22 protein-coding genes are annotated in these 23,064 nt (G+C 53.2%); 20 read left to right on the top strand and 2 right to left on the bottom strand.

The features are described 5' to 3' along the window. The first annotated feature begins 10 nt into the window (after nucleotides 1-10). The 15 genes from H8S18_RS07720 to H8S18_RS07650 all read left to right on the top strand — a co-directional run bounded on the left by H8S18_RS07720 (nucleotide 11) and on the right by H8S18_RS07650 (nucleotide 16,884). Nucleotides 11-763 carry an SDR family oxidoreductase gene (locus tag H8S18_RS07720; RefSeq protein WP_186857737.1) on the top strand — a complete coding sequence of 251 codons (753 nt, stop codon included), beginning with the start codon at nucleotides 11-13 and terminating at the stop codon, nucleotides 761-763. Nucleotides 764-775: 12 nt separating this feature from the next. Continuing rightward, nucleotides 776-1,936: a glycerate kinase family protein gene (locus H8S18_RS07715; RefSeq protein WP_186857736.1), complete on the top strand. Its 1,161-nt coding sequence runs from the start codon at nucleotides 776-778 to the stop codon at nucleotides 1,934-1,936. A gap of 48 nt (nucleotides 1,937-1,984) precedes the next feature. Continuing rightward, nucleotides 1,985-2,626 (top strand): GntR family transcriptional regulator, encoded by a 642-nt coding sequence (locus H8S18_RS07710; protein WP_186857735.1) that lies wholly within the window; start codon nucleotides 1,985-1,987, stop codon nucleotides 2,624-2,626. 185 nt (nucleotides 2,627-2,811) lie between these two features. Further along, on the top strand, nucleotides 2,812-4,008 hold the full coding sequence (locus H8S18_RS07705; protein ID WP_186857734.1) for a uroporphyrinogen decarboxylase family protein: 1,197 nt from the start codon (nucleotides 2,812-2,814) through the stop codon (nucleotides 4,006-4,008). 41 nt (nucleotides 4,009-4,049) lie between these two features. Then, nucleotides 4,050-5,084 (top strand): zinc-binding dehydrogenase, encoded by a 1,035-nt coding sequence (locus H8S18_RS07700; RefSeq protein ID WP_186857733.1) that lies wholly within the window; start codon nucleotides 4,050-4,052, stop codon nucleotides 5,082-5,084. Nucleotides 5,085-5,114: 30 nt separating this feature from the next. After that, nucleotides 5,115-5,888 (top strand): SDR family NAD(P)-dependent oxidoreductase, encoded by a 774-nt coding sequence (locus H8S18_RS07695; protein ID WP_186857732.1) that lies wholly within the window; start codon nucleotides 5,115-5,117, stop codon nucleotides 5,886-5,888. A 61-nt stretch (nucleotides 5,889-5,949) separates the two neighbouring features. Beyond that, nucleotides 5,950-7,344 carry a transaldolase family protein gene (locus H8S18_RS07690; RefSeq protein ID WP_186857731.1) on the top strand — a complete coding sequence of 465 codons (1,395 nt, stop codon included), beginning with the start codon at nucleotides 5,950-5,952 and terminating at the stop codon, nucleotides 7,342-7,344. A 9-nt stretch (nucleotides 7,345-7,353) separates the two neighbouring features. Continuing rightward, on the top strand, nucleotides 7,354-8,085 hold the full coding sequence (locus H8S18_RS07685) for an SDR family NAD(P)-dependent oxidoreductase (RefSeq protein WP_186857730.1): 732 nt from the start codon (nucleotides 7,354-7,356) through the stop codon (nucleotides 8,083-8,085). Nucleotides 8,086-8,283: 198 nt separating this feature from the next. Further along, nucleotides 8,284-9,105: an N-acyl homoserine lactonase family protein gene (locus H8S18_RS07680; RefSeq protein WP_186857729.1), complete on the top strand. Its 822-nt coding sequence runs from the start codon at nucleotides 8,284-8,286 to the stop codon at nucleotides 9,103-9,105. A gap of 11 nt (nucleotides 9,106-9,116) precedes the next feature. Further along, entirely contained in the window at nucleotides 9,117-10,181 is a 1,065-nt protein-coding gene (locus H8S18_RS07675; RefSeq protein ID WP_186857728.1) for a uroporphyrinogen decarboxylase family protein, read from the top strand. Nucleotides 10,182-10,235: 54 nt separating this feature from the next. Beyond that, nucleotides 10,236-11,426, top strand: a complete 1,191-nt coding sequence (locus H8S18_RS07670; protein WP_186857727.1) for a substrate-binding domain-containing protein — start codon at nucleotides 10,236-10,238, stop codon at nucleotides 11,424-11,426. A 137-nt stretch (nucleotides 11,427-11,563) separates the two neighbouring features. Continuing rightward, on the top strand, nucleotides 11,564-14,035 hold the full coding sequence (locus tag H8S18_RS07665; protein ID WP_186857726.1) for an ATP-binding cassette domain-containing protein: 2,472 nt from the start codon (nucleotides 11,564-11,566) through the stop codon (nucleotides 14,033-14,035). Nucleotide 14,036: 1 nt separating this feature from the next. Continuing rightward, nucleotides 14,037-15,026, top strand: coding sequence for an ABC transporter permease (locus H8S18_RS07660; RefSeq protein WP_186857725.1), 990 nt, complete (start codon nucleotides 14,037-14,039; stop codon nucleotides 15,024-15,026). Nucleotides 15,027-15,136: 110 nt separating this feature from the next. Further along, on the top strand, nucleotides 15,137-15,946 hold the full coding sequence (locus H8S18_RS07655; RefSeq protein WP_186857724.1) for a transketolase: 810 nt from the start codon (nucleotides 15,137-15,139) through the stop codon (nucleotides 15,944-15,946). 2 nt (nucleotides 15,947-15,948) lie between these two features. Beyond that, a complete protein-coding gene (locus H8S18_RS07650) occupies nucleotides 15,949-16,884 on the top strand; it encodes a transketolase family protein (RefSeq protein ID WP_186857723.1) in 936 nt (311 codons plus the stop codon). A 43-nt stretch (nucleotides 16,885-16,927) separates the two neighbouring features. Here the strand turns inward: H8S18_RS07650 and H8S18_RS07645 are convergent, their stop codons facing one another. Together H8S18_RS07645 and H8S18_RS07640 are read right to left on the bottom strand one after the other, a co-directional pair. After that, on the bottom strand, nucleotides 16,928-17,080 hold the full coding sequence (locus H8S18_RS07645) for a hypothetical protein (RefSeq protein WP_186857722.1): 153 nt from the start codon (nucleotides 17,078-17,080) through the stop codon (nucleotides 16,928-16,930). A 267-nt stretch (nucleotides 17,081-17,347) separates the two neighbouring features. Continuing rightward, entirely contained in the window at nucleotides 17,348-17,677 is a 330-nt protein-coding gene (locus H8S18_RS07640) for a hypothetical protein (RefSeq protein ID WP_186857721.1), read from the bottom strand. Nucleotides 17,678-17,900: 223 nt separating this feature from the next. Here H8S18_RS07640 and H8S18_RS07635 point away from each other — a divergent pair, with 223 nt between their 5' ends. From H8S18_RS07635 to H8S18_RS07615, 5 genes are all read left to right on the top strand, one after another. Further along, nucleotides 17,901-18,542, top strand: a complete 642-nt coding sequence (locus H8S18_RS07635) for a redox-sensing transcriptional repressor Rex (protein WP_186857720.1) — start codon at nucleotides 17,901-17,903, stop codon at nucleotides 18,540-18,542. Then, on the top strand, nucleotides 18,539-18,931 hold the full coding sequence (locus H8S18_RS07630) for a secondary thiamine-phosphate synthase enzyme YjbQ (protein WP_186857719.1): 393 nt from the start codon (nucleotides 18,539-18,541) through the stop codon (nucleotides 18,929-18,931). The genes H8S18_RS07635 and H8S18_RS07630 overlap by 4 nt, the downstream gene beginning before the upstream one ends. Before the next feature lie 29 nt (nucleotides 18,932-18,960). Beyond that, on the top strand, nucleotides 18,961-20,880 hold the full coding sequence (locus tag H8S18_RS07625) for a VanW family protein (protein ID WP_186857718.1): 1,920 nt from the start codon (nucleotides 18,961-18,963) through the stop codon (nucleotides 20,878-20,880). A gap of 293 nt (nucleotides 20,881-21,173) precedes the next feature. Further along, nucleotides 21,174-22,814, top strand: coding sequence for a VanW family protein (locus tag H8S18_RS07620; RefSeq protein ID WP_186857717.1), 1,641 nt, complete (start codon nucleotides 21,174-21,176; stop codon nucleotides 22,812-22,814). 145 nt (nucleotides 22,815-22,959) lie between these two features. Further along, on the top strand, nucleotides 22,960-23,064 hold a 105-nt coding region (locus H8S18_RS07615), incomplete at its 3' end, for a GTP-binding protein (RefSeq protein ID WP_207721724.1).

Genomic DNA, 23,064 nt, shown 5'->3' with positions numbered 1-23,064 from the left:
TGGCCTTCAAATGGGAATTCTTTCAAAATTCGACCTTACAGGTAAAAATGCGCTCGTAACGGGCGGGGCCCGGGGACTTTCCTTCGGAATAGCAAAAGCGCTGCACGAGGCGGGCGCAACCGTGGCGTTGGTAGACCTTCTGGATACCGTAAACGAAGCGGCGCGTGAAATCGAAGGGTTCGGCATTCAGGGAGATATGGGCGACGCGGACGACATCGGCCGCGCGTTTGAGGAAGCCCTTGCAAAGCTGAATGGCCGCCTTGATATCCTTGTAAACGGAGCGGGCGTTCAATACCGCTGCGCGTCCGTGGATTTTCCAAAGGACGCGTGGGACAAAGTAATCGGAATCGATCTTTCCGCGGTGTTCTTTATGTGTCAACAGGCGGGAAAGGTTATGCTGGAACAGAAATATGGGAAGATTATCAATATCGCTTCCATGAATTCATTCTTCGGAGGGACTATCGTGCCCGCATATGCGGCAAGCAAAGGCGGCGTTGCGCAGCTCACCAAGGCTTTATCCAACGAGTGGGCGGGCGAAGGAATTAATGTGAACGCCATCGCGCCGGGCTATATGATTTCCGAAATGTCCAAAACGATGCGTGAAGTCCCCGGGCAGATCGATGAACTCACCAAACGGATTCCGGCAGGACGCTGGGGCACGCCGGAGGATCTTCAGGGTCTCGCGGTATTCCTTGCTTCGGATGCCTCGGAATATCTCTCGGGAACAGTCATTCCCGTGGACGGCGGCTTTATGTGCCGCTGACGGAGCGTTGATATGAAAATCGTTATCGCCATGGATTCTTTTAAAGGGACGCTCAGTTCCCTTGCAGCGGGTGAGGCGGTAAAAGAAGGGTTCCTCACAGTCTTTCCGGATACGGCGGCGGATGTCGTGTGCGTTGCGGACGGCGGCGAGGGGATGACAGACGCCATGATGCGGAACATGGGTGGAAAGATCTTCAGTGAAACGGTTTCAGGACCATTGGGAGAGCCCGTGCAGGCGCACTGGGGTATGGCCGGAGATGTCGCGGTCATTGAAATGGCTGCTGCAGCCGGGCTTCCACTCCTGGAAGGGAAACTGCGCGCGCCCTGCCGCTCCACCACATACGGCGTAGGCGAGTTAATCAAATGCGCGCTTTCCGCAGGCGCGGGAACAATTATCGTGGGCCTTGGCGGGAGTGCCACCAACGACGGCGGTGCAGGTATGGCGCAGGCGCTGGGAATTCGTTTCAGGGATCGGAATGGGAACGAACTGGAACCCGGGGGCCTCGCGCTCCGGGATCTGGAAGAAATCGATAAAAAAGGTATGGATCCGCGCCTTGCAAATTGCACAGTGATTGCTGCCTGTGATGTAACCAACCCGCTCTGCGGGCCGAATGGAGCAACCTATGTTTATGGCCCGCAAAAAGGAGTGAATGAAGGAACGGCAGAAAAATTGGATGGCGCGCTGCGGCATTTTTCGGAAGTAGTCCGCCTGAAAACAGGAAAAGATTTTGCAAAATTGCCGGGCGCAGGTGCGGCAGGCGGCCTTGGGTTTGGGTTGATGGCCCTGCTAAACGCCCGGGTACAGCCAGGCATTGAAACGGTGCTTGCCTCGGCAGGGATGGAAAAGCGTGTCCAAACAGCAGACTTGGTCGTCACGGGCGAAGGAACCATGGATGGGCAGACTGTCAACGGCAAAACACCGGTGGGAGTTGCCGCTTACGCGAAGCTTTGCCGGGTTCCGGTGCTTGCGGTTGCGGGGCAGTTGAAACCGGGATATGAAAAAGTGTATAGCGCGGGTATCGATGCAGCCATTTCCTGTGTGAGCGAAATCAAGCCATGGGAAGAAGTAAAAACGGATGCGCGCGGGGCTCTCGTCCGTGCTGCGCAAAATGCGGCGCGTTTCCTGCGGACAGGGCAAATGATAAGTGTGCCCGCTGCGGTTTTCAAAAGGTAAAATTTATGATATTGTAAAGGTAAACATCTGAAACGGAGTGGAAGGAATATGAACCTGAAAGAAAAGGCGTATGACGTCATCAAAGAAAGAATCCTGAATGGGGTTTACCCGCCCGGACAGATGTTGAACGAAAAAGAGATCATTGAAGAACTCAGTATCAGCCGTACGCCCTTTCGCGAGGCGATCAACGCCCTGTGCAAGGAAAGCCTGATTAATATTTTTCCGCGCCGGGGAATGTTTGTCGCGGAAATTACAGTCAAGGATGTCGCGGATATTTACAGCATCCGTAAAGTATTGGAACCGTTTGCGGTACGGCTTGCTTTTGAAAATATTCCCAAAGAGGTGCTGCTCGACCTCAAGGAAAAAATGCAGGACTTTAACGAAAAAAGCTATGACCAGATTGTCCGTGAAGACGAAGACCTGCACAGTATTTTGCTGCGGTATGCGGATAACGCCTATCTCAGCAGAATGATGGAAAATCTGTACGAACACAACAAAAGGGTGCGTGTGCTTTCTACGCGCAGTGCCGAGGACGTAAAAATTACGATCCAGCAGCACCAAATTATCTTGGAAGCCATGCTCGACGGCGATGTCGATAAAGCGGCGCAGGAGATGGAAAAACATATCGAAAGCTCGCGCGAACGTGCATTCCGGCATATTTTTACCAATAATTCAGTCATCATAAGATAGATATCAATCAGTTTTTTGGCATGTGAGCCGCTTTTTACGCCCTCGTATGTATACAATAGATATACAAATATAATATAAAATCAGGATTGGGAAAATAGCGGAAAACAAAGGGGGAAGAGGCGCATACCGGCGGCATGGCCTCCAGCGCTCAAAATCCAGCTCTTGAAAAAACAGGGGAAAACGAAATGGCAAGCAGGGAAATCGAACAGATGAAAGAAGAATATTTGGCGCTTTTAAGCAGCGGCGAAAATAAACGCCGCCGGAGTATGTGGAAAGATGTCGCCCGCAGTGGCCGCGACCAGTTCCGCCCTACTCCAAAGAACGACGGCAGTTGGAAGGATGGCTGCGTTCCCATCACGGCGGATATCCAAAACCCGACGTGGGCCAAAATAATTGGGTTTGATATTCAGGAATACTATTTCAATGCGGAAGTATATCTTGAAAATTACCTGAAAATTATGATCTACCGTTTCAAAAATTTTGATGACGATACATTCCTCACCGCGGATATCCCCATGTGGGGCACGTGCGCGCTGGAAGGCAGTCTTTTCGGGGTTGGCTATTATACCTTTGGCGATAAAGACCCCTGGCTCGACCACACGCCCGTTATCCGCACGATGGAGGATTTGAAAAAGGCGCCGCAGGTCGACTTCTTCCAAAGCGGCATAATGCCGAAATTAATTGAGACCTATGAACGGGTGCGGGCGCTGGCCGGGGAAGAATTTACCGTGCTTTTTCCGGAATGGATTCGCAGCCCGTTCGGTATCGCGGTATATATCAGGGGGTTTGAAGACCTGCTTGTGGATATGCTTGTGGATGAAGGGTTTTATCACGCGCTCATGCGCTATATTGTGGATGCGCGCAAGGATTGGTTTCGCGGCCTCGAAAAGTATTTGGGGCATGCGGTGTTAAAAGCAAACCTATATAACGATGAAGTCAGTTGTCCGACACTGTCCGCAGAGCTCTACCGGGATAAGGTGTTTCCGTACGAACAGGAACTGTGCGATTTCCACGGAGGACTTCATTATTGGCACAGCTGCGGCGATGTGGGCGGCCTTGCGCCGGAAATTGCAAAGCTAAGCAGCCTTGACCTGTTCAACGTCGGGCCGTGGACGTCTTCTTTGCTCGCGGGCAGGGCTTTCCGCGGGAAAACGCCGCTTGAAATCTGCATGAATCCACAAAAAGACATTCTTGAAGGCACGAGAGAATCCATGACAAAACGCATTGAAGGCATCCTGCGGGATTGCCGCGAAGCGGATGCAAGCGGAATAGGAATGAAAATCAGCGCGCTTAACGCGTACGACAGCCTGGATGACGCGCTCAATAACATCAAGTTGTGGACAAAGGTGGCGAGGGAAGCAACGGGATACCAGCCGGAATAATTCCGGGACGTCATATTCAATAGAAAACAGAGGTGTGCATCATGAAAGCAGTGGTAAAGACAAACAGGGAAAAAGGATTTGAACTTCGAGATGTCCCGAGGCCAAAACCGGGCCTGCGCGACGTAGTGATTCGCGTAAAAGCGGCGGCGATCTGCGGGAGCGATCTTAATTTTTATGTATGGGATAAAGGCTTTTGTGAAGGGCTCGTCGGTTCCTTTCCGTTCATTCCCGGGCATGAATGTGCGGGTGAAGTCGTAGAAATCGGCGAGGCGGTCACGCATGTAAAACTTGGCGACCATGTGGCGTTCGACAGCCATATTCCATGCGGGCACTGTAAAATGTGCCAGCTTGGAAAACCGCATTTGTGTCAGGATATGGGGCTGTTCGGGCATAACATAGACGGCTGCTTTGCGGAGTATGCGATGGCCAGGGAGACCGGCGTCCGCGTTTTGCCGGAAGGCATGACCTGGGAGCAGGGAGCGATGCTGGAACCCCTCGGCGTAGTGGTACGCCCGGTGTTTGAATCCGAAGTCGGGATGTCGACCGTGTGCGTCACGGGATGCGGACCCATCGGGCAGTTTGCTATCGCACTGGCCTCCGCGCTTGGCGCATACCGGATTTACGCGGTGGATATTAATCCGATGCGTCTTGAGCTTGCACGGAAGAACGGCGCGACGGACGTAATCAACTCAAAAGACTATGCGGACTTTTCAGAGATTATCCTGAAAGAGACGGGCGGAATCGATGCCGTTATTGAAGCTTCGGGCAATGAACACGTCATAAATGAAGGTCTGCATACACTCCTGCGCGGGGCGCGGATGTTCATGGTGGGCAATCCTCACGGCGATATCACGATCAAAGACCCGAAACGTTATATCACTCTTGGGGAAACGACAATCAAGGGCAACTGGGGCAGAAGTATGTTCTGGACCTGGGATAAGGCGGAAAAAGCGCTTCTTTCCGGCAAGGTGAATCTCGAACATATCATTACGCACAGGTTCCCGCTCGAGAAGTTTGAGGAAGCGTTTGAAATTGCCCTTTCGGGCAAGGGATGCAAAGTATTGCTGATACCATAAACAAATCCAGAGCGAAAAGAGGAAGAAAAAATGGAGTATACGGAAAAAGACATGTTTGGCATTGAAGGAGAAGTCGCCGTCCTTACGGGTGCGGCAGGCGGTATCGGACAGGAAATTGCCGCGGCCATGGCTGCGCTCGGCGCAAAGGTTGCGCTTGCGGACCTGAACCGGGAAAAACTGGAAGAATCAGTTGGGCAGATTACAAAAAACGGCGGCGAAGCAATGGGCATCGTGACCGATGTGACCAACAAAAAGAGCGTGGAAGAAATGGCGAAAGCCGTTTATGACAAACACGGAAAAATCGATATTCTCGTCAACTGCGCGGGCATTGCGCATTTGCAGGACGCCGTGGATTTTGAAGAGGACATCTGGGATAAGGTAATGGCGGTGAACGTGAAGGGCACCCTTCTGCCCTGCCAGGTTGTCGGCCGGTATATGCTCGAAAAGGAAAAGGGCAGGATTGTAAACATTTCTTCCGTGCGTGGAATGCAGGGCCGCGCACGCGACCTTGCCTACGCTCCCAGTAAAGGCGCGGTCGATCAGCTTACGCGGTCGCTGGCAATTGAATGGGCAAAAAAGAACATCAACGTAAACGCGGTTGCGCCCATTTTTACCCTGACGGATATTAACCGCGAAATGCTCCAGCAAAAGGAAACGATGGACTGGGTTATGAGCAGGATGCCCAAGGGCAGGCTGAGCATGCCGAGCTACCTCACAGGGCCGGTCATCTTCCTGTGCGGAAAGTCATCGGAGTTTATCACGGGGCAGGTCGTTTATGTGGACGGCGGTTGGACGTGCGCGTAACGGAGCCGTCCGCCCCGCAGACAGCTAAAACTTGATTCAATTGGAACCGGAGGAAAAAATAATGTCAATGTATGAAAATTGGATTGCGCTCAGGAATGAATTGATCTTCGAAGCCACGCCGTGTAATTTTGAACGCCGGTGCGAGGCGGTTCTCGCCCGCTATGGCGCGCGTTTCGCACAGGCCTCGGCGGCGGAAAAAGAAGAAATTGCGCAGCTTCTGGCGGACGCGGCGGCGGATTTAATGTCCTATCTGCCAAACTGGACGCTGCGGGCGAAAACACAGAAAGACCCTGTCAGCGGCGAAACACTGAAAAGGCAGGCCGATGCGTTCCTCGCAGCGGTGCGGAGCTGCGGATACGAAGATAAGGCTGCGGCGGCGGAACGCGAAATCGCGTCCTTTGCAAACAGTAAGCTGATCCGCCTGACCGAGCTTGCGGCGGAAGGCGTCATCCATAACTATTGGGGAAACGACAACGGGATTGGAATCATGGAAGCCATGCGGCGGGGCGCGGCGCTGGTGACGACAAATCCGCCGATTGTAAATATGGCCCGGGAAGCGTGTCCCGATGTATTCGACAAGGTGCGCGACGCGATTAAAGAGCGGCATCCAAACGATCCGGCACAGCGGAAAATTTCTTACCTGACCATGGACGTAGTGCTCAACAATGCGCGTGCCCTGCGGCCCATCTACCGGCTTTCAGGCGCGAAACTCGGCTATGTAAACTATCAGGTAAGCCCCAAAAATTATAAAGATGCCGGCAAAATGGTGGAAGAGGTGGAATTTGCCTATGAAACGATGGGCAAAGCGCTGGGTGGAAAACCCAACGTCGTGTTCAAAGTACCGGGCACTTTTGCAGCGCTTGACGCAGTGAAAAGGCTCACGGCGGAAGGCATCGGCGTCAATATCACGGTGAACTTCAGTGTGCCGCAGTGTATTGCGTTTGCGCAGACCATTGAAAGCGGCAGGGCGGATCTCTCCTATATGACGGTTATGGCGGGCCGCCTCGACGGGCCGGTTGGGGAGGAACTTGAAAAAGCGGGCGTTCCGGATGCGGGAGAACTTGCCCGGCTGGCGAGCCGCCTGGTAACACAGCGGGTCTACCGGGACGTAATCCTGAAAAACGGCTATAGGCACGTGGAAATATTGGTCGCCTCCCTGCGCGGGGCATGGAATTTCGACGCTTCTATTACAGATCATGGGGAATCGAAAATTGTGATTTCCTCTTTCCCGGATAAGGCGGAAGAATACGACGGAGAACCCCTGCAGGTAAGCCCGATGGTAGACGTCCCGGTTGCGGAGGAAAAACTGGCGCAGCTCCGTAAAAGCGGTATCTTTGTGAAAGCATATGAACCGGACGCCATGGAACCGGAAGAATTTGATGATTATATCCCGGTGCAGCTGACGCTTGGTTCGTTTATCGACGTGTACGGCAAGCTGGAAGAGTATGTAAAGTAGGTGACGGCTATGAAAGATCTTGTCGGAAAAACGGCGTGGGTCACGGGTGCGGCCCAGGGAATCGGCGCGGCGGTGACGCGCATCTTTGCACAGCATGGGGCAAAGGTGGTGGGCGCAGACCTGAATCTTCAGGCCATGCAGGACACGGCAGGCCGGATGAAGGCGGAAGGGCTTGATGTGGAAGCGCTCCGGCTCGACGTGGCAGATCCGCAGTCCGTGACGGAAGTCGCAGCGGAAATCGAAAAGCGCTTCGGGGGCGTGGATATCCTTGTGAACAACGCGGGCATCAACAACAACACCCCAATTCCGGAAATGACGGTGGAACAGTGGGACCGGCTGATGAACATTGACCTGCGGGGCGCCCATCTCTGCTCCCAGGCAGCGACCATCCAGATGATGAAGAAAAAATGGGGGCGTATTATCAACATTGGCTCCATGGCAGGCCAGATCGGCGGCCTTAAGGTCAGCCCGGATTATTCCGCAGCCAAGGCAGGGGCAATCTGTCTTGCAAAGTCCTATGCACGGTTTGGCGCGCAATACGGCATCACGGCCAATGCTGTATGCCCGGGATTTATCGAAACGGAAATGACGCGGGGGCGCGATGATCCATCTTCCGTGCTGATTGGGCGGCTCGGTACGCCCGAAGATATCGCGGGCGCGGTCTATTTCCTCGCAAGCGGCCTCGGGTCCTACCTTACGGGCGCGACGATCGATGTAAACGGCGGCCTTCTGATGCGGTAACGAAACTTCACGGAGACGTTGAAAACTATAAAAAGGGACCGATAGAAAACAACAATTCATGACATAAGCACGTCCGCAAAAACGTGCCTGTGCAACTGCCAACTTCCGCTGCGGCGGGCCTGCGTACAAAGCGCCCGCCGCGGTGGGATAGCCTAAAACCATTCAAAGAGAAAACGAAATAAAAGAGGAGGAACAAGCATGCCCAAGGTTAAGTTTACGATTTTGAGCCATGGAATTATCGAAGGCGACCTCGCGCAAAATGTGGCGCTTCCACGGCCGGGGACACGGTCGGATAAGCATCCCGAGGCAATATGGGGGCAGTTTCCCTGCTATTCCGTATTGGTACACCATGATGACCTCGGATGGCTGCTGTATGATACGGGATTTTGCCCGGCAGATAACGAAGGCAGGCTCCCGGAAAGTTTCCTTGAGATTTTTCCGCTGATTGCCACAGAGGAGGATTATCTTGAAAACCGCCTCAAAAGCGTAGGACTCACAAAAGACGATATTGATATGGTTGTGGTTTCGCATACGCATTGGGACCATATCGGCGGCGTAGAATTGTTCGCGGATACCAAAGCGGGGCAGGAGGTAATCGCGCCGGGAAAAGATTATGCGGTTGGCATCACAAATACGCATTGTACGCCGAACCCTGTCGCCGGAGGTTATTTCAAATGGAATTATGAGTTCCCGGGGCTTACCTACCGTTTTATCGATAAGGACTACAAGATCAACGATGAAATCGAACTAATCTCCCTCACAGGCCATACGCCATCGGTTCTCGGACTAATGCTGCACACGGAATCCGGGACGTATATCTTCCCGTCAGATGCCTGCGGAATGCGCCTGAATTACGGCCCGCCATCCCGGCCGCCGGGTTTTCTCTACGATTCCATCGGGTTTGGGGAAACAGTAGAAAAACTGCGCGATTTGCAGAGAAAATATGATGCGAAGATTTTTTTCTCGCACGACATGGAACAGTTTAAAACCTTCCGGCTTGCGCCGGAGTTTTACGAATAAGGAGCCATATTATGAGATCGGACGAACGGGTCAAATGCACATTTTCCCATCGGGAGCCGGACACGGTGCCGATATTGGAATTTGTATACAGCAGGAAATTTTTCAAGGAAGTCGTAGGGTCGGTACCCGAGGCCTATACGGCGGATTATATCATGAAATGCGCGCAGAAAGTGGGTTATGACGCCGTCGTGATTCCCTTTGGCGGCTACAGCAGCTTTGAGTATAACAAAGCGGACCGTTACCGGGATGAATGGGGTACAACTTACCAGAAAGAAGAGAACGCGTGGCCGTCCGATGCACCGGTGGATTTTCCGGTCAAAACACCGGAGGACTGGAAGAATTATACAATGCCCGATCCGGCGGTTTTATCCCGCACGGACGGGATCAAAACGGCAGTCAGGATGAACCGGGATTCCCATAAGTTTATCATCGGGAATGTGCGCGGACCGTTCAGCGGGAGCTGGCTTTTAACCGGATTTACGGAAATGTGCATCGGAATGTATACCGAGCCGGAAATGATCCGCGATATCTTGAAAAAGGTGACGGATTTTTCCATCGCGGGCGGCCTGCGGATGCTTGAAGAAGGGGCGGACGCGCTCTTATTCGCAGATGATTACGGCAGCAATACGGCGCCGTTTATATCGCCCGAATTGTTCGCGGAGTTTGTGCTGCCGGAAGTCAGGCGTATGGTAGAGACCTTCCGCAAACACGGTGCGCAAACCATTATGCACAGCGACGGCAGGATTGCCGATTTTCTGCCGAAGCTTGTGGAGGAAGGCGGAATTGCCGGCTATCATCCGATGGAACGCGCTGCCGGCATGGATATTTTTGAAATCAAAAAGGAATACGGGGATAAAATAATGCTCATAGGCAACGTCAACAACAAAACGACGCTTGTCACGGGCAGTACGCAGGACGTGGAAGAGGAAGTACGGGAGTGCATCCGCGCCGCGGCAAAAGGCGGCGGCTACATTCTTGCCTCGGATCACAGCGTACACGACGACGTACCCAACGAAAACGTATTTGCGCTCTATGAAGCGGGGCGCAAATATGGAAAGTATCCCATCGGCATTTGAATCTTTTTTGCCCGGGGAATCCCGGAGCACTGAATAAAAAATGGAGGAAAAGAAATGAGAAAAGCAATCCTAATGAAGTATGTAGCCCTGATGCTGGCCGCGGTTCTCGCGCTTACCCTGATTGGATGCAGCGCAGCGCCGGCGGAAGAAAGCACTGCCGCCTCGGCGGAGCCGACGCAGGCCGCTTCCGAGGAGCCTGCGGAAAGCGCTTCGGCGGAAGCTGCCTCAACTCCCTCAACGGAAAGCGCCGTCGGAACGGGAGACGAAGTGGATTACATGGAAGGGTTTGACCTGACCAAAGACGGTTTTGTCATCGGATTCAGCAATTCCTATAACGGCAATACCTACCGGCAGACAGAAGAGGCCCTGTTCAAAGAATTGGCGGACAAACTGAAAGCGGAAGGCGTGCTCTCCGATTATATCATCGTGGAATCCAACCAGGATAACGCCACCCAGGTTTCCCAGATCCAGAGCCTCGTTTTAAAAGGCGTGGATGCGATCATCGTTGACCCGGGTTCCGCAACGGCTTTAAACGGCGCGATCGAAGATGCGGAAGCGGCGGGCGTTCCGGTAATCATCGCAAACGGCGGCCCGGTTACGACAGACAAATGCTACCAGATTAATTTTGACTACACGGCGGCAATTACGCCGGCGGCGGAATATGTGGTAGACCGTCTTAACGGCAAGGGCGACGTACTGATCTCCCGCGGCATTGCGGGCGTACCGTCCGACGATGGTTTCTATGCAGGCATGATGCAGGTGTTTGAACAGTACCCGGATATCAACATTGTCGGCGAGGTATACAGCGAATGGACAACTTCCGTCGCGCAGCAGCAGATCGCTTCCATCCTGCCGAGCCTCGATAACGTAGACGCGGTCATTGGCGAAGGCGGCGACGGTTATGGCGCAGTGCAGGCGTTTGAGGCGGCCAACCGGGAAGTTCCGCTTGTCATCGGCGGCAACCGCGGTAATTTCCTCAGTTGGTGGGCAAATGAATATGAAGAAAATGGTTATGAGACTTATTCATGGACCACAAACCCGGGAATCACGGCGGCGGGCCTGTTCGTCGCAGTCGATATCCTAAGAGGAAAAGACGTCCCGCGGGAAATGAACGTAGGCAGCATCGAGATCACGCAGCAGGATATGGTCGATAATATCGATTATTACAAATCCATGGACGCAGACGCGATCGCAAACCAGATGTACACCTACCAGTGGGTACAGGATACGCTGTACACCCAGTGAGAAACGCATCATTCGGGGAAAATACGGCGGGGCCGGACGCAAATCCGGCTCCGCACAACCCCCTTTGCGGGGGAGGGCAAATGCTGCCGGCATGACGCCGGGGGCTTGCCCGGAAAAAAGATAAAGGGTATGAAGAGATGAATAAAAATCAAACTGTAGAAAAAACACCTTATCTTGAATTGCGGGACATCACCAAAACGTTCGGACACACGCACGCCTTGAACGGCATGAACCTGAAGATTTTTCCGGGTGAAATCATTGGCGTAGTCGGGCCGAACGGCGCGGGAAAATCTACATTGATGAAGGTCATCACAGGGGTTTACCCGCCGACATCCGGGGAGGTCGTCTTTGGCGGTGCGGAAAAAGTGGGGAGCGACTACAGCGCGTCAAATGCAAAAAAGCATGGAATCGCGTGCGCGTACCAGGAACTTTCCCTGTGTACCAACCTGAACGCCTACGAAAATTTTATGATCAACCACATGGATCACAAGCCGTTTGGGCAGCGTGGCTGGCGTAAAAAGGCGGCGAAGCAAACGAAGGCCTATCTCGACACGGTGTTTCCCAACAATCACATTAACGTAAAAGCGCCGATCAGCAGCCTGTCACTGCCCCAGCGGCAGATGATAGAGATTGCAAAGGCAATGTCCAATCAGAATCTGCAGGTATTGATCCTGGACGAACCTACATCGTCCCTGAACGGAGAAAGAATACAGCAGCTGCACAACTATATGAGGAAGCTGTGCGAAAAACAAGTTGCAATTATATACATTTCACATAAACTGGATGAAATTGACCTCATCTGCGACCGTGTAAGCGTTATGAAGGGCGGCGCATGCGTGCTTGAAACAACCATTGACGCAATTTCGCCGCAGGAGCTGGTGGAAGTCATGGGAGGGAAGGTTACGGTTTCCCAGCGGGAAGCGGCTGATTTCAGCGGGAACCCGGATGTGCTCACCATAGAGAACCTTACTACAGACGTCCTTCATGGAATCCATATGAACATCAAAAAAGGGGAAATCATTGGAATTTCCGGGCTTGCCGGCTCCGGGCAAAAAGAGCTGATCCTTGAAATATTTGGGGCGGCGAACGGGAAAAAGAACCCGGCGATCCGCGTGGACACCAAAGCCTCCTATGTCAGCGGGGACCGCAATACGGAAGGAATTTTCCCGCTGTGGAACATTGCGGACAATATGGTCGTATCCAGCCTCGAACAGGTGACGACAAACGGCTTTATCGACAACAAAAAAAGCGGGTCGCTTGCACAGCGCTGGTACGACAAGCTGAAATTTATTGCGAACGGAACAAAAGACGAAATCACAAGCCTTTCGGGCGGGAACCAGCAAAAAGCCCTCATAGCAAGGGGAATTGCGGCGAACGCAGGCATTATCCTCCTGAACGATCCGACGTGCGGGGTAGATGTGGAAACCAAACAGGAAATTTACCGGCTGATGGAGGAAGCGCGCCGCGCCGGGAAAACCATTATCCTGCACAGCACCGAAGACCTTGAAATGGAACAGTGCGACCGGATTTACATCATGCGGCAGGGCAGCATCGTCGCCGAGCTTACCGGGCGCGAAATTTCGGTGAAGAATATTGTTACGGCTTCCTTTGAAAATACACAGGAACCATCCGGTGCAGACAGCCGGAAAGAGGAGTCCAAAAAAGAGGCCAGGCAAATGAGCCTGCCCGGGAAACTGCTGCGCAACCGTGCCGCGCTTCCAATCATTACGCTCCTTGCCATTTTCATCATCAACGCATCGCTCAATCCGAATATCGTATCCTATACGGGTATTAATATGCTGTTCAGTTCGGCGGTACCGCTTGTATTCATCGCGCTTTCCCAGATGTTCCTTGTGATTTCGGGCGGTATTGATATGGGGAACGGTATGGCGGTGGGGCTGACCAACGTAATTGTCGCATTCACGGTCATGAACAATCCGGGCCTCGGGGCCGGTGCGCTGATCCTGTTCGTGGTTGCATACGGCGCCATGGGCGCGCTTATCTATTCCACGCGTATTCCGGCGATCGTTGTAACACTGGGCGCGTCGTATATCTGGCTCGGCATCGGCCTGATTGTTTCGCCCACGCCGGGCGGCGGATGCCCGGAATGGCTGACGGCATTTTTTAAATTCCAGTTTCCGGGAATTCCGATGCCTCTCGTTATCGCCGCGCTCGCGGGGTTTGGCACATGGTGGATTGTAAAGCGTTCCAAATACGGCATGATTATCAACGGAAACGGCAACAACCCCGTTGCGGTTGCGCGGGCGGGATGGTCGCGCATGACGGCGGTTGTCGTCACCTACATGATTGCGGGGGCGCTCCTTGTGTGTGCGGGCATGTCCGTAACCGTCATTTCGATCGGCGGCGACGTTAATGCCACAGCCACATATCAAATGCTGAGTATCGCAACGATCATTCTCGGCGGCTGCGAATTTACGGGAGGGATTTCCTCGCCGGTGGGCGTCACGTGCGGCGCGCTTGCAATTTCAAGCATTTCCGTATTGCTCACTTTCCTGAGCGTCGATTCGAACCTGCAAAGCGCGGTCACTGGATTGATTCTCATCGGCGCGCTTGCAATTAAACTCGTAAGCCGCAGGAAGGAGGCCTGACATGATGATGAAAGATATCGGTATGCGCAGCGCGGAAGGAAAAAATATCGACCGCAAAAAATGGCTGGGGAAAAACATCTGGGTGTGGCCGCTCATAGGGGCGGTTGCATTGTGGATTCTCATCGGCGCGATTTCGGGCGGCCTGAGTCTCGACGTACTCGTCACAAATTTCACACTGGCCAGTTACCTGATTATATTGAGCCTTGGGCAGACGGCCGTTATGACCAGCGGAGAAGGCGGAATCGATCTCTCGATCCAGTATACGGTCGCGCTGGGCGCATATTTTGCGTCTATGTCAATGATGCAGATGGGTGCTTTCCCGGGTTTTATCCTGACAATAGCGGTGTGCGCATGCGTCGGGCTGCTGAACGGTTTGGTGAATATCTATATCAAGGTGCCGCCGATGATCACAACGCTTGCCATGGGTTACATCGTTTATTCAATTGTGCTTGTGATGTCGGCCAGCATACCCGGTACGCCTGCGCCGGAAATTTCATGGTTTGCGCAGAAAGCGCGGATCGGCGGAATATCGCCGATTATCTTGGTGGCGCTGGGGATTGCGGCGCTTGTGGCGGTGCTGCTCTATAAAACCAAATACGGCAAACGGCTGCATGCGGTTGGCCAAAACCGCAAAGCTGCGCAGCTTGCGGGAATCAGCGTTCCTAAAACCGTTATCCTGACGTTTATTTTAAGTTCGGTACTTGCCGGCCTGACGGGTATTTTCCTTGGGGGCTACTTCGGCGGGGCGTTCCAGGATATGGGTATTTCCTATATGCTCACGTCCATTGCGGCAACGGTGATCGGCGGAACGAGCGTCGCAGGGGGAAAATCGAGCGTGCTCGGCACGATTATGGGCGCGCTGATGCTCACCATGCTTGTGGCGTTCCTGAACGTTTCCAAGCTGCAGGCGTCGATGCAAAACCTGATACAAGGTATCCTGCTGATTGGCATCTTGGTGGCTTCTGTGCCCAAAAAACAGGTAAATATCTGAACCAATACGCTGCCGCGCGGGATGTGCAGATTTCCCGCGCGGCCCATGGACACAGCGGGCGCGGAAATCCTGAGGGTTCTTCCGTGCCTGTCTTTCAAATGGAGGTTATTATGCTTTTGCCAGAGCGAAAAAAAGAACTTGACGCCCTGTGCCGCAAACTCCGCGCGGAACTGATCCGGCTGCTTTATAAAACGCAGTCCGGACATCCCGGAGGCTCGCTTTCCGTATGTGAAATATTGACGGTGCTGTATTTCGAAAAAGCGAATACCGGCAGGGGAGAAGAACGGGACCGGATTCTTCTTTCCAAAGGGCATGCCGCGCCAATGCTGTACCTTATCCTCGCGGAAAAAGGCTTCTTCCCAAAAGAGGAATTAGAAACGCTGCGCCATATCGATACAAGGCTCCAAGGACATCCGTGCATGAACCATACGCCGGGGGTGGAACTCACGTCCGGCCCCCTTGGCATGGGGCTTTCGGCGGGGCTTGGCATGGCCCTCGGCCTGAAACTCGACCAAAATCCGGCGACGGTTTATGTGGTGCTGGGCGATGGCGAACTCAACGAGGGAACGGTGTGGGAAGCCTGCATGAGCGCAGCGAAATTTAATGCTGGGAACCTGATTGCTATTGTGGACAGGAACCATGTACAGCTTGACGGGGCCGAAGAGGAAATTATGCCCATGCCGCACCTCGAAGCGCGTTTCCGTGCGTTTGGACTTGACGTATTTTCGTGCGACGGGCATGATATCGCCGCGCTGTGCAGCGCAATTGACGCGGCACAGGCAGCCCCCGGCCCGTCCGTCATCCTTGCGGAAACGGTGAAAGGGAAGGGAGTGTCTTTCATGGAAGGAAAAAATATCTGGCACGGCAGGCCGATCGACCGGGAAAGCTTTACGGCCGCCTTGCGTGAACTGGAGGGATAAGCATGGAAAAAACATTGCGGGCAGCCTATGGGGAAGCGCTCGCGAAATACGGCGGCGATGAACGTATGGTGGTCCTTGACGCGGATGTATCCGGCTCTACCCTCACGGGGATGTTCGGGAAGGCTTATCCGCAGCGCTTTTTTAACGTGGGAATTGCGGAAGCGAATATGACGGCCATGGCGGCGGGATTTGCCGCGCAGGGCAAAATACCGTTTGTAAACTGCTTTTCAGTTTTTCTTTCTTCCGTGGGCCTCCTGGCGGCGCGCACATATGGTTCCTATTCCGGCCTTAATATGAAACTTGCAGGCGCGTACGGCGGACTTTCGGACTCCTTCGACGGCCCCACGCACCATTCGGTAGAGGATCTTGCGGTCATGCGTGCGCTTCCGGGCTTTGAAGTAATCGTACCCTGCGATCCGGTGCAGGTAGACTGGGCCGTGCGGTATGCACTGCAAAAAAAAGGACCGTTGTATCTTCGGCTTTCGCGTGACGCGATGCATCCGGTGTATGGTAAAGCCGCAGATTTTGAGCCCGGAAAAGGAAAGATTGTACGCGAGGGAGCGGACGCAACTGTAATTGCCTGCGGCATGATGGTAGGGGAAGCGCTCCTTGCGGCGCAGGAATTGGAACAAGAGGGAATCCGCCTGCGGGTCGTGGACCTGTTTTTTGTCAAACCTGTAGATAATGCCCTCATACTCCGCTGTGCAGAAGAAACGGGCGCAATCGTCACAGCGGAAGAACACAGCGTAATAGGGGGCCTTGGAGGAGCGGTCTCTGAAACGCTTTCGGCTGCGGGGATTGGCGTACCTCATGAATTTGCCGGGCTTTCGGATACGCACGCGGAATGCGGGCCGTATGCGGCTTTGATGCGAAAATATGGCATTGATGCAGCGGCGGTTGCGGGCGCTGTACGCAGGGCAGTTCGCCGGAAACGATAAAAAAATACCGCACCCCGGCCCCGGAACCGGCGTGCGGTATTTTTTATGAATCCTGCTGCCGGAAAGCCCCGGAGGTATCGAGGAATTTGATCTGGCCTTTGCCATCCGCAAGCTTAGTCGAAACCTTCCCGGCCCCTGCGGCAGCCGCTCCTTCGTCCAGTATGGGCTTTGCCATCCGCACCCGCTTGGAAGACATAACGGGCGGCGCTCCTGCCGCCTGGAGAATGGCCGCTCAATGAATCGAAGACATAAACATAATATTCCTTTTTTCCATTCAAGCTTTGGTGATAAATACGGAAATCATATTGATCCGCCTGGTCTGCGGGAATGTTCAGTAAACTTGCCAGGCCGCGGCGGATTGCAGTGCCGAAATTCGGGCCCGCGGAGTCCGGTTCTTTAAAAGACGGCCGGGCGGCAAAATAGCCGGAGAAAGCTCTGTCCATCAGATCCTGTATCCGCTTGTTTACAACCTCAATGGCCGATTTGCCGTCGCCGCCTTTATGGATGCAGCCGGAAAGCGTTCAGCCATTTCCATCTTTTTTAACAGTGGCCGTTCCGCCCGCAGGGCAGGCGGCATCGGGCGGCATGCTGCCTGACGCAAGGTATTGCACGGCATCCGCTTCCTCAAGTCCGCGCAGGGCGCTGCCTGAAAGCAAAAGGCATTTTGCAGAAGGCGGCACGCCTGCTGCTGTGCCGCGGGAAGATAGCCAAGCATAGCAGGGATCAAAAGAGCTGCAAGAACCGTAAGGACAGCGATTATGATGGCCGGCTCGATCAACGTAAATCCCCGCATGTTTTTCCGCCTGTGTATCACCGGCGTTCCCCCTGAATTTAATACCTGATAAAAAAACTATTGATTTAATGCAACACCTTTGCCATCCTTCTCGATCTATAATAGCGTTTGGGCTCCATTAAAAGTGTAAAATTGTGAAATAATTGCAAATTTTTTTCACACAAGGAAGTGCGGGTGTAGTATAATAAAATAGATTATATGCATAATTATTGGAGGTACGCCTGTGAGCGAGAAAATTTCACCGGCGGTTATTCGCCGTTTGCCAAAATATTACCGGTACCTGGAAGACCTTGAAGGCAAAGGAATCGATAAAATTTCGTCTTCTCAAATGAGTCTTGAAATGGGGCTCAATGCATCACAGATTCGCCGTGACCTCAACTGCTTTGGCGGCTTCGGCCAGCAGGGCTACGGATACAGCGTAAGAAAGCTCAAAAAGGAGATTGCCCGTATTTTGGGGCTCGACCAGCGCTATAATGTGATTATCATTGGCGCGGGACGGATTGGGCAGGCATTGATGGGATATAAAAACTTTATGCTCGAGGGGTTTAATGTCGTAGATATTTTTGATAACGACCCTGCGAAGGTTGGTGCGGAAGTCTTGGGGCGCGAGGTACAGAATATTTCAACGCTTGCTTCCTACCTCAAAGATAAGAACATCGATATTGCCATCATTTGCACTCCGAAAGAATATGCGCAGCAGTCTGCGGACCTTCTGGTGAGCTTTGGCATCAAGGCAATCTGGAATTTTGCGCCGACAGACGTTGCCGTGCGGCGCGGAGTCGCGGTAGAGAACGTACATCTTTCAGACAGCCTTTACGTGCTTTCTTATAAATTGAAAGAAAAGATCAAGGGGGCGGGGATATGAAAACAATTGAACTGCAAACGTATAAAAAAGAAGCGTTTGTGAATATTACGCGCAGTGTGCGCGAAGAAGTGGCAAGAAGCGGGCTGCGTGACGGAATCGTACTCGTCCATTCCCCGCATACGACAGCAGGGATCACAATCACGGAAAACGCCGATCCGGATGTCTGTGCGGATATGATCCGCGCCCTCGATGCGTTGACGCCGAAGATTTCCTACCATCATGCGGAAGGGAACTCGCCCGCGCATTTGAAGACAATCCTCGTAGGAAATAATGTCAGCGTGCCGGTAAAGGACGGGGACCTTTGCCTCGGAATCTGGCAGGGAATTTATTTCTGCGAGTTTGACGGGCCGAGGAACCGCCAGTATACCATTACGGTGAGTTCGAAATAGAATCGATTGAGACTATGAAAGGGTAGCTTATGTCCAGGGAATTAGGAAATAACGGAGAAGAAAACAGGAAGCGCAGTGCGCGCAAAATTGGGGAGGACCCCGCGCAGAACGCGCCTGAAACGGAAAACGGCGCCATCCATGAGGATGCGGCAGGGGAAAGCGCAGCCGTGCCGGAGGAAGCGCCGGCTGTATACGCCGTGCCGGATGGAGCAGGGGAAGAGCCTGCGGAAAGCGCGGAACCTGAAGAAGAACAGGAATTAAACTGCGAGACGTGCAGCGAACCCGGGGACCAGCGGACGTTTGGAAAAAACAAGCTGGAAGAACCGCTTTTGATGGAGCGGGAGCGCAAACCGTGGAGCACCAAAAAGAAAGCCATCCTGATTGTAGTGATTGCGGCGGTTGCCGCCGCTGCAGTGCTCGCGTATTTCTTTCTGGGACAGAGCCGCGGACTGGCGGGCGACGGCCTCCAGCAGATTCTGGATAACGGCACGTTTTACGAAGGCGTATCGGTGGAAGGCGTAGACCTTTCGGGCAAAACGGTGGATGAGGCGCGCCCGGAAATCGAGGCGAAGGTTGACGAAGCCCTGAAAGACCTTTCGATTGACTATAAAGTAAACGAAGACACCTATACGCTCACCAGCTCTCAGCTTGGCGCGAAAGCAGATGTGGACGAAGCGCTCAGAATGGCGATGCTTTACGGCCGCGAGGGCACTTTCGCACAGCGCAGCCAGGCAATCGAGGTTGCGAAAACACAGGGCGTGGAAATCGAAATGCCGTTTACATATGACCAGGCGGCGATTCTGGCGTCCATCCAGGCAAACGACGAAAAGATCAACATTCCCGCACAGAACGCTTCCGTTGTAATGAATAAGCAGACCGATGAAGATAAGCTCTTCACGGATATAGAGATTGAGTATAAGGATTCGGTGACGGGACTTGAGGTCAATGACCAGGAACTTGCAGACGCGGTGTATGCGCAGCTCGAACAGAATAACTTTGAACCGGTAACGGCAAACACGCAGGTTACCCAGCCCGAACTTTCGCTCGAGCAGATTAAGGAACAGTACGCCGTAATCGGCGATTTTGAAACGAAGTATACATCTTCCGCGTATGGACGGAAATACAATATCTGGAAGATGGCGGATATTATCAACGGTATAGAAATTATGCCGGGAGAGACGTGGTCTATCAACGACGAAGCAGGTCCGCGTACTTATTCGCGCGGCTGGAAAGGAGCGCCCGGAATTTCGGACGGCGAATATAAGGAAGAAGCGGGCGGCGGCATCTGCCAGACCAGTTCCACGCTTTACGGTGCGGTGATCCGCGCGGAAGTGGAAGTGGTAGACCGTTCGCATCACTCGTGGCCGCTTGACTATGTGCCCGGGGGCCTTGACGCCACGATTTCTACCGGAAGCCCGGATTTTAAAATCAAAAACAATTATGATATCCCGATCTATATTATCTCTAAATGCGACGGGCAGGCGGGAACGATACGGATGCAGATTTACGGGCCGAAATTCGAAGACGGGCTTACGCGCGATTTTGATTCCGAACTAATCGGTACGTTTGGCGGGGGCAAGGTTAATTATATAGACGATCCAAGCCTGCCGGCCGGAACGGAACAGGTGATTATCAAGGAACACATCGGCAAGAAATATCAGGTGTATAAATATTATAAGGACGCAGATGGAAATATTGTCAAGACGGAGAAATTCAGCGTAGAAACGTACGACAATAAACCGGCGAAGATCCGGCGCGGAACAGGCGCGGCAACGCCGGAGACCCCGACAACGCCGGAAACTCCGACAACGCCGGAAACTCCGACAACGCCGGAAACCCCGACGACACCGGAAACTCCGACAACGCCGGAGACCCCGGCAACGCCGGAGACCCCGGCAACGCCGGAAACCCCGGCGACCGATCCCGCGGGGGGCGGCGGGGGCACATAAAAACAGCATCCGAAAAGCTGCTTCGTTTCGAAGTGGCTTTTTTTATCATGAATCCCGGGAACGGCCCTGCCAAGCGGCAAAAACCAGTCCGCGCAGCGCATGTTTTGCAACCGGGCGGCAGGCAGGCCGTATTTGCAAGAAAGCGCTGTATATTTATTATGGTACATTTTATTGTGCCACAATTTGTTAAAATGCTGTAAATAATCAGAAGACTGGTTTACAATACCGGGGGGATGCGTTATATTAATATTACTATAAAATTAGAACTACAAAGCAGTTTGGAGAATTGGCGGATGAGGTACAAGAGGCCTGCGCGGGGACGCAGGGTCGTGAATAAAAAGAAGGTCGCAATCTTCGGTGCGGTTGTTGCCGCGGCGGTTGTTGCGATTGTTTTTTGTGCGTATATGTTTTCGGATGTAAAGCTGACGGCGGAGGATGAACAAGAGCTTTTCAGCACGGGAACTTTTGTGGAGGGCGTATCTGTGGAGGGGATCCAGCTTGGCGGCCTCACTTATGCGGAAGGCGAAGCCAAAGTGAAACCCGTTGCGGAAAGCCTGCAGAACGATAATAAGATTGAATTTACCGTACAGGGCGAGCAGTATTCCTATCCCCTTGCGGACGTGGGCGTCTCCGTAGAGTATGAAGACCAGCTTAAGGCTGCGATGCTGTACGGACGGGAAGGAAAACGCTGGGACCTCATGTTTGGCGAACCGGAAGCCAAGGATTTTCCGCTCGATTACCAGTTTGATGAGACAAAACTTGATTCCCGTATCGATACGGACAGCGCCTCCTGGGGCGAGGAAGCGGTGGATGCCTCCTATGCAGTCGATAAGGCTTCGGATGAAGACGATATGACGACGGGCGGAACCATCGTGAAGCAAGACCCCAAAGACGGGTGGACGGTGAATGTAGATGAGATCAAAGCCACGGTCAAAAGCCAGATCGAGGCCAAAAGCTTTGAACCTTTCGACGCGCAGGTCGAAATTCTGAAGGGAAGTACGGAAGCGCCGACAGGCGAATTGGTGCTGATGGGGTCGGCCACGACGACAATCAGCTCAAGTTCTTCAACGGGCAGGAAATATAATATCTGGAAAATGAGCGATATCCTCAATGGCGCTGTTTTTAAACCGGGCGAGGTATTTTCAATCAACGACACGGCAGGAGACCGGACGGTGGAGAACGGCTGGGCGCTGGCGCCGGGCATCGAGAACGGAACCTATACAGACCAGGCTGGGGGCGGCATCTGCCAGGTGTCGTCTACCATGTATAACGCGGCATTGAAAGCGGAAATGACGATCAAGGCGCGCGTGCCGCACACCATTATGGCCAAATATGTACCGGCTGGCATGGACGCCACGATTTCCACAGGCGGTCCGGATTTTAAAGTAGAAAATCCGTACGATTCCGATATGGTAATGATTATTAAGTGCAATATCCCCGATTCCAAAATTACGGTGGAAATCTGGGGACCGGTGGACCGGGATTATTACCTGAAGTTCGAGAGCGTCCTCGAGGGAGAGGAAGCCCTGCCGGACGTTCAGTATAAAACGAATTCGTCCCTCGATAAATACGCGGTAGAGCGTACAAAGGTAGGCCAGTCGGGTGAGCAGTATACGATTTATGCACAGAAATACGATAAAGAAACCGATGAGCCGGTTGGTGAAAAATACAAAGTAACGACTTCGACGTACAGCGCAATTGCGCCGGTGGTAGAGCTTGGCAGCGGGATTCCGGTCCCGGCGGCGGGTACGTCCATAGAGGATGTGAAAGCGCAGGCAGCGGAGCTCAAGGCGGCGGAAGAAGCGGCAAATAATCCGCCGCAGCCGTCAGAGGACCCGAACGCACAACCCAGCCCGTCTGCGGAGCCCACGCCGGCGCCGGAAGAATCGACCGATCCGGTGACGGATCCGGAAACTGCACCGGAAGGGGAGTAAAGCCCGCGCAGAGCGGGTAAATTGCTTGACAAAAGCCTGCGAAAACTTTAAAATAGTGTAGTATAGCGTATTAGGTCGGCTGAAATCTAATTTGAGGTGAAAACTTCATTCAACAAAAAGATTTTTTCGGGAGGAGAAAAAAGCAATGGCAAAGGGTAAGTTTGAAAGAACGAAACCGCATGTAAACATCGGAACGATCGGACACGTAGACCATGGTAAAACGACGCTGACAGCGGCGATCACGATGGTA

The sequence above is a fragment of the Christensenella tenuis genome (assembly GCF_014287795.1).
Classification (GTDB): Bacteria; Bacillota; Clostridia; order Christensenellales; family Christensenellaceae; genus Christensenella; species Christensenella tenuis.
This window is presented reverse-complemented; position numbering and strand designations above follow the sequence as displayed.